This window comes from Sulfurisphaera sp. (genome assembly GCF_059755235.1).
Genome location: NZ_DBPRYF010000052.1, coordinates 77,661 through 91,136 on the forward strand (window position 1 = coordinate 77,661; position 13,476 = coordinate 91,136).

Genomic DNA, 13,476 nt, shown 5'->3' on the forward strand with positions numbered 1-13,476 from the left:
ACGAATCAATCATTACTAATGTTAAAAAAGTTAAAAGAGATTGTTGGGGACAAATGGGTTATCACAGGAGAAGAGAGAAGACTCTATGGTTTCGATGGGTTAACAGCAGTAAAGAAAGAACCGGAAGCAGTAGTTTTACCTGGGAACGAGGAAGAAGCAGTTAAAGTTCTTAGGTTTCTTATATCTGAAAAAAAGAAAATGATTATCAGAGGTTCTGGGACTAGTTTGAGCGGTGCCACAGTACCAGTTGAGGGAGACGAAATTATAGTCTCTCTTACGAGACTTAATCATGTTTACTCGCAACAAGGGCTAGAAATTGAGGTTGGCCCGGGGATTGCAAATGCAATTGTGACGAAAAACTCTCCTCCCCATTTATTTTATGCACCCGATCCTGCAAGTTATCAAGTGTCAAGTATTGGAGGCAATATCTCCCATGATTCCGGAGGAATACATGTAGTAAAATATGGTCCTACTTTTAACAGCATAATTTCAGTAAGGGTACTTTTACCAAACGGAGAGGTAGAAGAATTTTACCCTTCTCCTTACTTTAATTTAACCAGTTTATTTATAGGAGCTGAAGGTACACTAGGAGCAGTATTAAGAGCTAGATTAAGACTATTTCCTAAACCGCAAAAGAAAAAGACTGTAATCGGTATCTTTAACAGCATAAGAGACTCTGCAAACGCCATAATCAATGTCTTCCAAAATGGTGTTATTCCATCTGGTTTAGAGTTAATGGATAGAAATGCTATCAGAGCTATAGAAAAAAGTAGATATAGAGCAGGTTTACCAGATGTAGAAGCCTTTCTCTTAATAGAACTAGATGGGGAAGAGACACAAGTTTTGGAGGAAGAGAGTAGAGTGAAGAGAGCAATAACTGAAAATGGCGGAGAAGTCGTTATCCCTAATGACGACTCTAGATTCTGGAATGCAAGAAGGGGTGCTTTTCCAGCTATGGGCACTATTGCACCAGCTTATGTTACTTTGGACTGCAATGTACTTAGAAGCGACTTACCAGATGTATTGGAAAAAACGTCTGAAATAGCAAAAAAGTACAGCGTATATATAGCCAATGTCTTTCATGCTGGAGATGGAAATTTACATCCACTTATTTCTTATAACCCAGAAGATTTTGATAGTTTCATGAGAGCAGTCAGGGCCAGTGACGAGATAGAGAGATTCGTAATTGAAAGGGGTGGAGTACCCTCTGGTGAACACGGGATTGGGATCGAGAAAATTAAATTTTTAGGGATTTACTATAACGAAAAGGAGATAGAGGTATTAAGAAGAGTGAAGACATCTTTTGATCCTTATAATTTATTCAACCCGTGTAAAATGTTTGGAGGGTGTAAAGGAGAGTCTAGAGAGGAGAGGGTGTTATGGGAATGGGATTAGAGGAAGAATTAGTAAAATGTGTCCATTGTGGATTTTGTCTAGAGGCTTGTCCAACATATGTTGTTACAAGGTCAGAAGTTCATTCACCAAGAGGGAGAATTACGGCAGTTAAACTAGCGATACCTAGTGAAGGTATTGAAACTTGTATGTACTGTAGAAGATGTGAATTAGCATGCCCTAGTGGTGTAGTTTATTCAGAGATAATAACTAGGGTAAGAAAACCTAATACAATAGAAAAAGCTATGTTAAGCCTACTTGAAAGACCACAACTCTTACCTTACTTTATAAGAGGGGAATATGCTAAGAAAATCCCAGCTAAGGCTGAGAAGCCTCTAGAGTATAGAGATAAGAATGAAGAGCTAATACTCTTCCCCGGTTGTATCACTTCAGTGTTCTTCAAAGATAGTGTAGAAAAAGCGTTGAAATACTTGAAAAATCTAGGGTATAAAGTAAGAGTTTACAATGGTTGCTGTGGTTTGGCCCATAAACACTCCGGTGACTTAAATAGGAGTAAAGAATTGATTGAAAAGTTGAGAAAGGAGTTTGAAGGAAAAATAGTAGTTTCACTTTCATCAAATTGTTCTGCGCATATGAAAGAGAACGGGTTAAACGTTTTTGACTTTCCAGAGTTTATAATAAAATTTAATTTACCCTTACCAAGAGTAGAAAGAAAACTGACAGTCCATGAGCCTTGTCATGCGAATTTGTTAGGTCTAAACAGGTACACTAGAGAAGTTCTCAATAGGATGAATGTTACAATCTCTGAATCTGAAGAACCTTCTTTTGAATGTGGTGCTGGAGGAGACTACTTTATCTTCCATGAAGAAATTGCTGAAAAAGTTATGGCAGTGAAGAAAGAGAAGACTCTAAAGAGTGGAGTGAACACTGTAGTCTCTACTAACCCATCATGTTCTTTAGCATTTCTAAAAATGGGACTAAAGCCTCTGCATATTGCAGACCTTTTATAAGTCTTTTCCCCTTTACTACACTTCTCTCTCCAGTCTTCTTTTTCTTGTCAATAAAGGAGAGTATTATGTGAAGAATCTAAAATTAAGACTACTGACTAAAGAGTCTAGACATGATAGTTACAGTCATAAATCAAAAAGGTGGTGTGGGGAAAACCACAACTTCGGTTAATTTAGCTTATACGCTTAGCAAAATGAAAAATAGTGTAGGTTTAATAGATCTAGACCCTGAAGGTGGAGCAACAGTATCATTTGGAATGAAAAGAGAAAAGAAGGAATTAAAATTAGGAGAGAAAAGCGTAAACATATTTAATGTGGAAGTATTTCCAGCTCATATAGGTTTATTGAGGCTAGAACTAAACGGCGATGTTGAAGGAATTGTAGAAGGAATAAAGAAGGTCTCGGAAAGTTTCGATGTAATAGTTATCGATACTCCTCCAAATTTGGGTACACTGTCAGTTTCAGCCATGATTGCAGCAGATAAAATAATTTCTCCCGTAACTCCGCAGCCATTAGCATTAGAGGCAGCAAAGAACCTTGACTCTAGACTCACTAGTCTAAAGAAGAGTGCTATAGCAATAACAAATATGTCAAAAAAAGCAGTAAAGGTTGACTTCTCTTCAGTAAAGAGCGTAGAGTTAGCAGTTCCACCCTCTAAATTATTCTATGAAGCCTCTAGACTCGGAGTTCCAGCTGTCAGATATGAAGAGTTTAGAGTGAAGAAACCAAAGTTTTCACAAGTATTTGAAGAATTAAGTAAATTGGTGTTAGAAAGTTGAGTGAATTAGATCTTATCTTTAATAGAAAGAAAACTAAGGTAGAAGAAGAGAAGTCAAGCGCGACTGAAATAGAAGAGAAAAAAGAAGTTCCTAAAGAGGAAAAGAATAAAGAAGTGAATAAGGCTGAACAAAAGGTTGAAGATAAAAATAATGACACTCAGACTGAGATTGAGGCTATTGAAAAAACCCGTATAAATCAGAACGTGGAGGAACTCATGAAAAAATTTCTCGAAAAAGATCCTAAGATAGGTGTGTGGAGTTATCCATCTTATCTCTTACTTCAATACCTATACAATACGATCCCAGGTTTCAAGATGAGTAAAGTTGCAAAAGATGCACTAGAAAAAGGACTAAGAGAAATGTATCCTGATCTGTTCGAAATAGCAGAAAAAGTAGCAAAAGAGTCAAAGAAAATGTAAGTTAGTATTACACTCCATTCCACTTTGACATAAAAATTTTTGTAATGGTCCATCCACCGTCAAGTACTTTTCCTTCCATTTTTCCTTTGAGCATAAATGTAAAGAAAACCCAGAATTGAGAAAATTATTAGACTAGAACTTATTAGAATAAGAAAGTAATCAATGTCTAATAGTATGCTATTGTGAACTATAACCAAAGTGATACTCTTATTTTGATTATTTACTATTGTGGAAGGACTATACACTGTATATGTGTTTGTGCCATCAACTATAACACCTTGTACTGGTTGAGCTATAATAGGCTCTTTCGCTAAAACTTCAGCTTGAGAAATAGTGGTTGACTGAGATGGTTTTAATGTTAGAGTTTGATAATTACTAGAAAGTATAAAGTCGCCCAAGCCTATAGACAAGATAAGCAACAAAATTCCAATAATCAGCATTTTTTTCAAAATCATATATTATATCTATTTCCTCTCCAAATTATATACTTTTGTTTCAAAACAAACGGAGTCAGCACCAAGGTATAAAACATTGAAGGAATAGAAGCAATAGCAGGTAGTAAAGAATAACCTACCTTATGTCCCCTTATAACATTCTTTATTATCCACAGAATCAAGGGAGAAATAAATAGAAAGGATATATATGAAAAGAAAATAATAGAGAATACTAAGAAAAGTAAGAAGAAAAATGAAATGATAATGAAAGCATAAAACCCTTTCCTAGAATACATATAAACAGTTATCATTTGCCTTTTAGACCAGTTTATAAGGTCTTTCTCGTCAAAGACATTCAAAGGAATTGCATTTATAATAAATCCTATTCTACCTCTTTCTTTTGCTATTCTTGTTAAAGTACAATCATCACACCAGTTTTTACTAAGCTCTTGGATTACATAAGAGTCAAAGAAGTCTCTTTTAAAAGCCATACTCCCTCCCCATAAAAATGTGCCTCCAATAGCTTGTGATTCAAATCCGAAAGTCCAAAAACCTGCCCTTATAAAGTTACTAAACGATAATTTGTAGGGCTTTGGCCATGAAAATGTAGTAGTAGCGACAAAACCTGATAAAGGTTTAATCATTTCTTTAAGCCAGTATTTAGGATACCACGTATCTGAATCGCCGAAAACAATTACATCTCCAGAAGCATACTTTAAGCCAGTTAGTTGTGCTCTTATTTTCCCGCTACATTTTACACATGTCTCCTCAGTCTTAATTATCTTTACGTGGTATTTACTTAAAATAGGAACACATGGATCATTATAATCATCTACAATATAAATCACTTCATATCTCGGATAATCTTGGGATAGAAGTGAGGTAACATTTTCTTCTAATCCTACATCTAATCCCTTAATAGGTATGATAACCGAGGCAAATGCTTCAAAGTTACCTTTTATACCTCTTAGTTTAACCTCCTTTAATATTTGATATATTAAGAATAGATCTGCCAGAATAGGAAGTACCAGCAAGAAATATTCTATTAGCATTAATGTACTCTAGCCCCTATTTGTTAACCAGATTTAAATCTTTCTTAGATATTTAGTGTAAGATAAGAGCTCATCTTCTCTCTGTGCTTTAGACTGAAGACTCTACTATTCCTTTAGTAGAAGTTGGATATCAGACTCTTCAATTGATAATTTAGAGTCTATCTTTAGGTCTCTTACTTTTAGACTCTATACTCTGATCTGAAGATTCATATGAATCTATGATAGATCCAAATAGTTACAGTACGAAGAGTTGGAAAAAGCCTATAAAAATATCATAATTCATGTAATCCAAAGTAAATTGCTGTAATTCCTCGTTCTAGATTTGCTTAATAATACCAGTGACACAACGTCAATAAGTAAAAATAATTTAAATAATCTTTTTCATGAAATCCACTATTTCATTGATCTCTGTTATAGTGGGATGGAGAGAAGTTATCATACTCCTATACCTTGAAAAGTCCTCACTCCACTCACTACAGTCTAGAGAGAATAGATGAGAGGGTTGACCTTCTTCTGGAATAACAGTCTTTACACAGCCTTTATTTGATTTTAACTCTATAGTTATTTTCCTATTTGTTGAAAACCCAGGCTTATCCTTTTGGAATTCCTTGTTCATATCAATAAGAATTTCAGAAACCTCGAAATCTAGATATCTCCTCGGATCTAAGTATATCTTGTCCAAGTCATTTACAAACCTAATCAACAAAGTAACAGGGATGTTATTTTGGAAAGAGAGTTGTAAAAATCCTTCTTTCATTATTTCGGAGAAATCTTTTAGTACTGGTCTTACAAGATTTTCTCCCTCAATTCCTTTTTTTACTAAAAGATTGTGCATATCAAAGAATTTACCTTTTTCGAAACTAATCCTAAAACTTGGAGAGTTAAGCCTGATTATGACGTTATTGTTTATGTTAGAATACTCTATACTATGGAGTTTGTAGTTGCAATGGAAGACTATATAGTCTTGAGTACAGTTAAAACGAAAGCTTATTTCGCTCATTAAAAATAGATTTTTACTGTCATTAATATTATTTTATTTTAAAACTTTGAATTCTAACAAACGATAAGCGGATTTAAAATTTTACAGCCGAACGCCTAGCTTTTCAAAGCAGAGTTAAGTCAGAACTAAGAGTGAGAGAGGGAGCCGGATAAGTAAAGAGTCTAGAGAGTAGATATTTTATTGTTGTTAGGTAATAAAAAATAATTCACATTTTTAATCTAGTTCCACCATCCACTGGTATGACTACTCCATCGACCCATTCTGCTTCATCAGTTAAAAGCCATACTGCAACTCTAGCAAAATCTTCTGGTGGAGCTTTTACATCACCTAATTTTCTTAGTTTTTTCCAGTCCCTATTAGGGACAAAATCACCATCTATCCAACTCGGAGCTATTCCAACGACCCTAATACCCTTATCTAGAAGTTCTGAGGCTAGTATTTCGACCTCTTTTGCAATTCCAGCTTTTCCTATACCATAAGACAATTGATTAGGGTAAGCTGTGTAAATGCCTCTAAGTGCTGAGACTAAAAGTATCGTTGAGCCTTCTTTTAGTTTACTGAGAGAAGCATTGACTACATAGAGAGGGATTTTTATATGGTTCAGTATCATATCTTCAAGACCAGAGAGATCTTCAACCGTATCTTCAACATATCCTCCAACAGTAATTATTAAGTCAGTAAAATCTCCGGCTTTATTAACTACATCCTTAGCCTTTTCCAAACTTGATACATCACCAACTACATAACTTATATTTCCTAAAGACTCTAGACTCTTCTTTATCTCCTTTAACTTCTCCTCATTTCTAGAATTAATTATAACACTAGCCCCTTCTTTAAGCAGAAAATATGCTAGAGCATATCCAAGACCTTTACTTACTCCTACTATTAAAACGCGTTTACCTTTTAACCTCATTTAGTTCCCCCTAGTAAGTATAATTTTAATTTTTCGGGTATAAGAATAGGCATACTGCATTTATTTCCTATGCAAACAAACGCCCTACTGTTCCCTTTATTATAGTTAATCATGGATCTCATATAAGATGGCAAATAGTCTTTCTTGCCCTCAGTGATTATTTCAACAACTTTGAAAGGATAATAAGTTGTTAAAGCTGTATTATGTAAATCATTCGCTTTTCCATCTTTTTCATCAACGACTACTATATGAGCAATGCCTTTTATATAACTCATTGCACTATATAAAACACCTGCAGTAAAGGCTGGAGAAGCATCATAGACTTTAACGTCTACTTTTTCCTCCGTGAGCTGAGATATCTTTAACAAAGCTTTAAGTCTTAGTGATTCTGAAGATTCAGAAGGAGAATCTATAGCATATCCCTCCACATTTTTTAGATTGTTGGAGAGTTCTATAGCTAAATCTTTATACTTATCTTCACCAGTTACCTCATAAGCAGATATCAAGGCTAAAGTTGAGGATGCATAATCCTCTAATAGTCCTTCTTTGCCTCCATCAAGCCTTCTAGTAATAGTCTTTCCTAATTTGTTTACAATTTCAAGAGCTTCATTAACTCCTTTGTTCAGCAACGGATAGACGTTGAATAATGCTTCCGCTATTCTAGCGTTAGGATGAGTATATAAATTGTTATCTCTAAATGGTTTCTCCCTATTCTTCTCTCTATACTCTAGAAGCTTCATTCTTATTTCGTTCAGTTTCTCTAGAGAATATCTCTTTATAAAGTCTCTATACTCTACTGTCCTTCGTAATACTTTTCTTCCCTCTACTTCTTTTCCATAAATTAAATCGAAAAACTTTGACCAGTAATCAAAATCTTCATTTTTAATTGCCTCCTTGAATTCTTCCTCAGTCCACGTATAATAATAGCCTTCTTTGCCCTCAGAATCAGCATCGAGACTATTAGCAAATCCTCCTTCTATTTTCATATCTCTGACAAGAAAGTTATAAAGCATTCTAATTGTATCTAAGAGTTCTTCATCTCTAGAGTATTCATAACCAAGAGCATAATCTAAGAGAAGTTCTGCGTTGTCAATAAGCAATTTTTCGAAATGTGGCACGTACCATTCATTATCAACAGTATATCTATGAAAACCGCCTCCAACCTGGTCAAAAATTCCACCGTAGTACATTTTCTTCAAAGTAAACATAGAGAGCTTTTTCTCCACGTCATCTCCGGTAAAGAACGAATAAGCTAGCAAAAGTTCATCTACAGTGGGATGAGGAAATTTCATTTGCCCTTGAAGACCGCCGTTCTCAAGGTCAAAGTTAGCTACAATCGCTGAAATAGAATTATCTATAACTGTCCATTCTGGTGAAAGAGTGTTTAAAGAAATAGAAATGGAAGATGTCGCATTAGCTATCTCATTAACTTTCTTTCGATCTTCCCTCCAAATCCTAAGGATTTCCTTAAGGAGCCTCTTAAATCCGATTCTTCCGTATGCATCATCTGGTGGAAAATATGTACCACCAAAGAATACTTTTTTGTCACTGGTCATGAAAACAGTTAATGGCCAACCGGATTCCCCAGTAATAGCACTTACAAGGTTTTGTAATTCTCTGTCTAGATCTGGTAATTCCTCTCTATCAACTTTTATTGCAACAAAATTTTCGTTTATGATTTTTATAACTTCTGGGTCATTGTATGTCTCTTCGTCCATGACATGACACCAGTGACACCAAGCTGCACCGACATCTACTAGGATTGGCTTGTCCTCTTTCTTAGCTTTTTCAAAAGCTTCCTCGCTCCACGGATACCAATCGATAGGGCTATCCGAAGCTTGAAGTAAGAAAGCACTTTTACTATCTTTTAATTTATTCATTAACATACTTTAATGATTCATAAAATAAATTTGTTAGTTAGTCTTTCTCTTAAAGAAAAGATAAAGGGAAAGTCCAATCAAACCAAGACCGATTCCTAAAAAATCTTGAGATGTAATTTTGGGGGACGAAGTAGAAGAGGTGTTCTTGATAAAATTTATGTCTAATGAAACGTTACTAGAAGGAGCTATTATATAGAAATTAGTAATTGCTCCATTAATTTCAAAAGTTTTGCCAGAAGTAATATAAACTATAGAATTGTTAAGAACTAAGAACGAAGTAGTCTTATTTATTGTAAAAGATGAACCATTATTGATCATTATTTTTAGATTTCCACTTCCATTTAAGGTTAAACTCATTTTTACGTATTCTGGTATGGCTTTTACGTACAATGTTTCGCTATTGTTTATTGAAAACGAATAAGAAGAGAAGTACTTAGTTCCATTTACTAAAACATAATAGCTTGGATTTGTAGAAAAAATAGTAACCCTTATGCTACCATTGAATTGCAAAGTAGAAGAATTACCTATTAACAGAAAAGAGCCATTAGGATAGTTAACCAGAACTTGAGACGGCCCTTCTATTAGCACTTTTAACGAGTTCCCATTGCTGGGAATTGAAAATAATATAGCCATTAGCACAAAAAATAGGAAGTAAGTCCTTTTCATGACTTTAGTAAGTAAAAATTAATAGAGAGACCAAACTCACAATATTATTTTTCCCCGCTCATACACCGATTCGTTAACTTCCTTATACGGAAGAATTATTGTATCTTTATTTATGAAGACTCCATCATATAAAACTACTTCATCTCCTAGAATTACTGAATCTAATCTTACCCACTTACCTAGATCATCATAGTCACTGACTATACTATCTCTGATAAAGCTATAGTTGTTAACTTTCACATTGTTCATTAATATGCTCTGCTCGATATAAACCCCTTTATTTATATTAGATAAATTACCAATAATGCTATTATATATGTAAGCATCTTCATCTACTTTTACTCCACTACCTATGTAGTAAGGAGGAATTAAGTTCGCTTTATCACTAATCTTTGAGTCATTAGAAATATAACCTCTTGGATGTTTTAAAGAAAGAAGCTCTAAATTTATTCTCATATAGTCAGCTGGAACTCCTATATCCATCCATAAACCATCGTATCTATAAACGGAAATACAGACATTATCTTTCAAAAGTTTTGGAAGGAAGTCTTTTGCAATACTTCGTCCATCAATTTTTTCAAAGAGCTTCTTCTTGAAAATATAAACTCCTGCATTTATCAAATTTGATACTGGGTTTTTGGGTTTTTCAACTATCTGAATAAGTCTATCCCCTTCAGTTACCAAAACACCATATCTCCTTGGGTCTTCGACCGCTTTGCCAACAATTGTTGCATCACACCCTTTTCTTTCGTGGAAATTGATTAAAGATCGATAGTCAATCTCGTTATAAATATCGCCATAAACCACAAGAACGTCTTCTGATAAATTATATCTGCTTGAAATAAGCTTGAGGGGACCAGCGTCACCAAGTCTTTCTTTTTCTATTACGGGAATAATTTTCTTAGTTTTACCATCTAAGTGTGTTAGTATCTTATCTGCCATGACACGTAATGAAATATAGGAGTCACTAACCTCAGCTTCATCTAAAGAATCAAGTATATAGTCCAGTAGTGGTTTTCCAAGAATTGGTAAAAGAGCTTTAGGTTTAGTCAAGCTTAATGGTCTTAATCGTGTAGCATATCCTCCAGCTAATATAATAGCTGAAACCATAAAAAGAATTTGAATGAAGAATAAAAAAAGATTACTTATTTAGATACTTTTGTAGCTTCTTTTCTGCATCATCCCAATTTACTACATTCCACCAGTTGTTAACATAATCGGCTCTTTTGTTTTTATATTGCAAATAGTATGCGTGCTCAAATTCATCTAATATTAGTACAATTGGTAGTTCTGCTATATGGTTCTGGAAGTGGTTCTCAAATGTCATTATCTCTAAGTTACCAGATTCAGTATCATAATATAACACTGTCCAACCAGTCCCTGGTAAACTGTTTGCTGCTTCTGTGAACAATTGTTTGAATCTGTCAAAACTGCCGTATTGTTTGTTTATAAGATCAGCTAACGCTCCACCAGGCTTTCCTCCACCTTTTCCTGCAGGAGCCATATTTTGCCAATATAGAGCATGAAGTTTATGCCCATTTATATTAAAAACTAATCCTCTTAATAATCCTTGTATATCATATTGTCCACTTCCTACTTCTCCTCTTATTACTTTCTCTAACCTTTCTAAGAATGTATTTGAACCAGTTACATATCCTTTATGATGTCCATTATAGTGTACATCAATTATATCTTTACTTATGTATGGTTCTAACGCATCTACTTTGTATGGTAGTGGTGGAAGTTCGTATTTTTTGAACTGTATTTGGTTTGACATAATAGAGATTATGTAAAAGAGATTAAATATCTTATTTAGAATAGCTTTCAAACAATAACTCTTATATTGGTATTCCGCTCAAAATTTATTTATCAGATATTCTATTTCATTAGTAGAGTACTTATGGATATCAGGATTACTGACATAAAGGAAATTATAAAGAAGTTGCTTCTAATGTCTATAAATGGCATCCTTGCGTTTTATTTAGCCTTACACTTTACTAATCAAGCATTCGCTGAGTTAATTTTAGGCTTAATTTTTGGTATTTCCTTTTTAGTGGGAGAAATATTGTCTCCTTTATTAATCATATTTTCGTTATTATTACAGAATCTAAACACATTAAAGGAAATAATTACAGAAGGATCCTTTACTAATATTACTAGTATTGAAAACTTAATTTTACCTTTAGTATTCCTTTTCATCATACCACTTATACAAATAGGAGTTACAAGAAATTCGAGGGGATTAATTTCCGCTGGGAGCTTAGTAATCCAATCATATAATCCAATTAGTTCTTTAATACTATATTATTCTGGGATATCATTTAATGAAAATTATATTAATGGAATTTTATCGGCTTTACCTTTCTTGTATTTATTATTTGAGTACCACTTTGCAGAAAACATGATAATAGCTGTTGCTTTAGTAATAGTGGGCTCAATCATATATTCATATAATAAAGGATTCTATAGTATAACAGGAATCGTTCCAATAGTTATATCTTCATATTTCTTATCTATATATTTCGCGTCTCAATACATCTATTATGGAGTTATGTTAAGTATAACTATTAACTCAATCGACAGAGTTGTTGAAACTATAAAAAACAGAAGAGAGAACAGAAAAGCTTATGAATCGGAAAAGAATAGATTAATGGAAGAAATAAAACAAATTTCGACTATCTTATATTCATTAAGGGGCGAGATTGATAAAAATAATAAAGAACTTATGAGTTTAATCAACGTAAATATAAATTCTGTAACTACAATTCAGAATAAAATAAGTGAATGTAAAAACCGAGAGTGTTTAAATGAACTAGAAAATGAAATTAATAACCAGAAAAGAATTTTATCAATTGAAATTAACAATCTAATATTTGATGAAATAAGGAATTATAATGATTTTGCCGGAAAACTAAAAACCATTGGAATAAACTTAGGCGAGATTGAATATCCAAAAGAAGAAATAAAATTAGAAGATTTCTTAGAATTCTATAGAAAATTAAAGGAAATGTTAAACTCTAAGTTAATCTTAGCTTCTAATCTTATGAACAACCTTATTGAAAATCTCTCGAAGATCCTAGGATTGTCATTAGATAAAATCAACTTAATTAAAATGGACGTAATACTCAATAGACTTAGAGAGTTGGATGTACAAACCATAAATAAGAAGATTAATACCTGTAATAGTAAAGCCCTTGATATACTGCAGTTCTTTAAAGAACAACAAGAATATGATATAGTAAAGAACTTATCAGATTTAACGTTACAACAATTAACCATAAATAAAGTAAATAATGCAAGAGCTATATTGGAAAAAATTAACAGTATACTTCTAGTTGAGTTAAGCGGATTATATAACAATATAAACGCTATAGCAAAAGTCTATGAAATACCAGAAACAGAAAATCTGTTAAATATAGTAGATATAGGATTAAACACATTGCAGACCCCCGAGATGCCTTACTGCGAGAAAATATCTAAGTTATATAATTACATGTCGGAATTAAAAGAAGCAGTCGAGATAGCTAGTAATAAGGATTCATTATTACAATTAAGTGAGTTAGTAGACACAATAATGCCACAAATTTTAGAAACTGGTGAAATTAAATTAAGTGATATAGGCATAAGCGAGAAATATGCCAATTTCATTGTAGCGTTAATACAAAAGAAGGGTTTCAGAGCTGAATTAAATGGCGATACAATACTAGTAAAAACTAATTCTAAAAAATTACCTTAGTCTCCTTATAGTAATTTCAGCATGATCTCCTACTACATCCCCTTTAAAGAGATATCTTGGCGAATTTCTTAAGAGCTGATGGGTACAAAGTATTCTATCTTGGTCTGCTAATACAGTAAGTATGTCACCAGGTTTCATGGCTATTAGCGTTTTAGATATCTCTAAAATAAACTCGTTACAGTCTTTTCCTCTCAGATCGAGTTTTAATTGTTGAGACATAAATTAATATTAGTATCA

The 13,476-nt window shown here is 33.4% G+C and carries 14 protein-coding genes; 5 read left to right on the forward strand and 9 right to left on the reverse strand.

The features are described 5' to 3' along the window. The first annotated feature begins 18 nt into the window (after window positions 1-18). From AC3OCB_RS11255 to AC3OCB_RS11270, 4 genes are all read left to right on the forward strand, one after another. The gene (locus tag AC3OCB_RS11255; RefSeq protein WP_498342631.1) at window positions 19-1,395 is read left to right on the forward strand and encodes an FAD-binding oxidoreductase; all 1,377 of its coding nucleotides are present in this window, start codon (window positions 19-21) and stop codon (window positions 1,393-1,395) included. After that, on the forward strand, window positions 1,386-2,363 hold the full coding sequence (locus AC3OCB_RS11260; RefSeq protein WP_498342717.1) for a (Fe-S)-binding protein: 978 nt from the start codon (window positions 1,386-1,388) through the stop codon (window positions 2,361-2,363). The genes AC3OCB_RS11255 and AC3OCB_RS11260 overlap by 10 nt, the downstream gene beginning before the upstream one ends. A 110-nt stretch (window positions 2,364-2,473) precedes the next feature. Continuing rightward, window positions 2,474-3,139: a ParA family protein gene (locus AC3OCB_RS11265; protein WP_498342632.1), complete on the forward strand. Its 666-nt coding sequence runs from the start codon at window positions 2,474-2,476 to the stop codon at window positions 3,137-3,139. Continuing rightward, window positions 3,136-3,558, forward strand: a complete 423-nt coding sequence (locus AC3OCB_RS11270) for a hypothetical protein (protein ID WP_498342633.1) — start codon at window positions 3,136-3,138, stop codon at window positions 3,556-3,558. Before AC3OCB_RS11265 ends, AC3OCB_RS11270 begins: the two co-directional genes overlap by 4 nt. A 59-nt stretch (window positions 3,559-3,617) precedes the next feature. Here the strand turns inward: AC3OCB_RS11270 and AC3OCB_RS11275 are convergent, their stop codons facing one another. From AC3OCB_RS11275 to AC3OCB_RS11310, 8 genes are all read right to left on the reverse strand, one after another. Continuing rightward, entirely contained in the window at window positions 3,618-4,013 is a 396-nt protein-coding gene (locus AC3OCB_RS11275; protein WP_498342634.1) for a hypothetical protein, read from the reverse strand. Then, window positions 4,010-5,038: a glycosyltransferase family 2 protein gene (locus AC3OCB_RS11280; protein WP_498342718.1), complete on the reverse strand. Its 1,029-nt coding sequence runs from the start codon at window positions 5,036-5,038 to the stop codon at window positions 4,010-4,012. The genes AC3OCB_RS11275 and AC3OCB_RS11280 overlap by 4 nt, the downstream gene beginning before the upstream one ends. Window positions 5,039-5,411: 373 nt before the next feature. Further along, window positions 5,412-6,044, reverse strand: a complete 633-nt coding sequence (locus tag AC3OCB_RS11285; RefSeq protein WP_498342635.1) for a hypothetical protein — start codon at window positions 6,042-6,044, stop codon at window positions 5,412-5,414. A 205-nt stretch (window positions 6,045-6,249) separates the two neighbouring features. Then, a complete protein-coding gene (locus AC3OCB_RS11290; protein ID WP_498342636.1) occupies window positions 6,250-6,957 on the reverse strand; it encodes an SDR family NAD(P)-dependent oxidoreductase in 708 nt (235 codons plus the stop codon). Continuing rightward, window positions 6,954-8,837: a thioredoxin domain-containing protein gene (locus AC3OCB_RS11295; RefSeq protein WP_498342638.1), complete on the reverse strand. Its 1,884-nt coding sequence runs from the start codon at window positions 8,835-8,837 to the stop codon at window positions 6,954-6,956. The genes AC3OCB_RS11290 and AC3OCB_RS11295 overlap by 4 nt, the downstream gene beginning before the upstream one ends. Window positions 8,838-8,870: 33 nt before the next feature. After that, window positions 8,871-9,503, reverse strand: coding sequence for a hypothetical protein (locus AC3OCB_RS11300; RefSeq protein ID WP_498342639.1), 633 nt, complete (start codon window positions 9,501-9,503; stop codon window positions 8,871-8,873). Window positions 9,504-9,539: 36 nt separating this feature from the next. Then, window positions 9,540-10,613 (reverse strand): nucleotidyltransferase family protein, encoded by a 1,074-nt coding sequence (locus AC3OCB_RS11305; protein ID WP_498342641.1) that lies wholly within the window; start codon window positions 10,611-10,613, stop codon window positions 9,540-9,542. Between the two features lie 31 nt (window positions 10,614-10,644). Beyond that, window positions 10,645-11,280 carry a superoxide dismutase gene (locus AC3OCB_RS11310; protein WP_498342642.1) on the reverse strand — a complete coding sequence of 212 codons (636 nt, stop codon included), beginning with the start codon at window positions 11,278-11,280 and terminating at the stop codon, window positions 10,645-10,647. A 123-nt stretch (window positions 11,281-11,403) separates the two neighbouring features. Here AC3OCB_RS11310 and AC3OCB_RS11315 point away from each other — a divergent pair, with 123 nt between their 5' ends. Then, window positions 11,404-13,239 (forward strand): hypothetical protein, encoded by a 1,836-nt coding sequence (locus tag AC3OCB_RS11315; protein WP_498342643.1) that lies wholly within the window; start codon window positions 11,404-11,406, stop codon window positions 13,237-13,239. Here AC3OCB_RS11315 and AC3OCB_RS11320 read toward each other — a convergent pair. Beyond that, window positions 13,231-13,458, reverse strand: coding sequence for a sulfurtransferase TusA family protein (locus AC3OCB_RS11320; RefSeq protein WP_498342644.1), 228 nt, complete (start codon window positions 13,456-13,458; stop codon window positions 13,231-13,233). The genes AC3OCB_RS11315 and AC3OCB_RS11320 overlap by 9 nt on opposite strands. Window positions 13,459-13,476: the final 18 nt, after the last annotated feature.

Bases quoted from the DNA above. Each gene is read 5' to 3' on its own strand.
- AC3OCB_RS11255 (WP_498342631.1), top strand. From the start codon at position 19: ATGTTAAAAAAGTTAAAAGAGATTGTTGGGGACAAATGGGTTATCACA.
- AC3OCB_RS11260 (WP_498342717.1), top strand. From the start codon at position 1,386: ATGGGATTAGAGGAAGAATTAGTAAAATGTGTCCATTGTGGATTTTGT.
- AC3OCB_RS11265 (WP_498342632.1), top strand. From the start codon at position 2,474: ATGATAGTTACAGTCATAAATCAAAAAGGTGGTGTGGGGAAAACCACA.
- AC3OCB_RS11275 (WP_498342634.1), bottom strand. From the start codon at position 4,013: ATGATTTTGAAAAAAATGCTGATTATTGGAATTTTGTTGCTTATCTTG.
- AC3OCB_RS11285 (WP_498342635.1), bottom strand. From the start codon at position 6,044: ATGAGCGAAATAAGCTTTCGTTTTAACTGTACTCAAGACTATATAGTC.
- AC3OCB_RS11290 (WP_498342636.1), bottom strand. From the start codon at position 6,957: ATGAGGTTAAAAGGTAAACGCGTTTTAATAGTAGGAGTAAGTAAAGGT.
- AC3OCB_RS11295 (WP_498342638.1), bottom strand. From the start codon at position 8,837: ATGAATAAATTAAAAGATAGTAAAAGTGCTTTCTTACTTCAAGCTTCG.
- AC3OCB_RS11300 (WP_498342639.1), bottom strand. From the start codon at position 9,503: ATGAAAAGGACTTACTTCCTATTTTTTGTGCTAATGGCTATATTATTT.
- AC3OCB_RS11305 (WP_498342641.1), bottom strand. From the start codon at position 10,613: ATGGTTTCAGCTATTATATTAGCTGGAGGATATGCTACACGATTAAGA.
- AC3OCB_RS11310 (WP_498342642.1), bottom strand. From the start codon at position 11,280: ATGTCAAACCAAATACAGTTCAAAAAATACGAACTTCCACCACTACCA.
- AC3OCB_RS11315 (WP_498342643.1), top strand. From the start codon at position 11,404: ATGGATATCAGGATTACTGACATAAAGGAAATTATAAAGAAGTTGCTT.
- AC3OCB_RS11320 (WP_498342644.1), bottom strand. From the start codon at position 13,458: ATGTCTCAACAATTAAAACTCGATCTGAGAGGAAAAGACTGTAACGAG.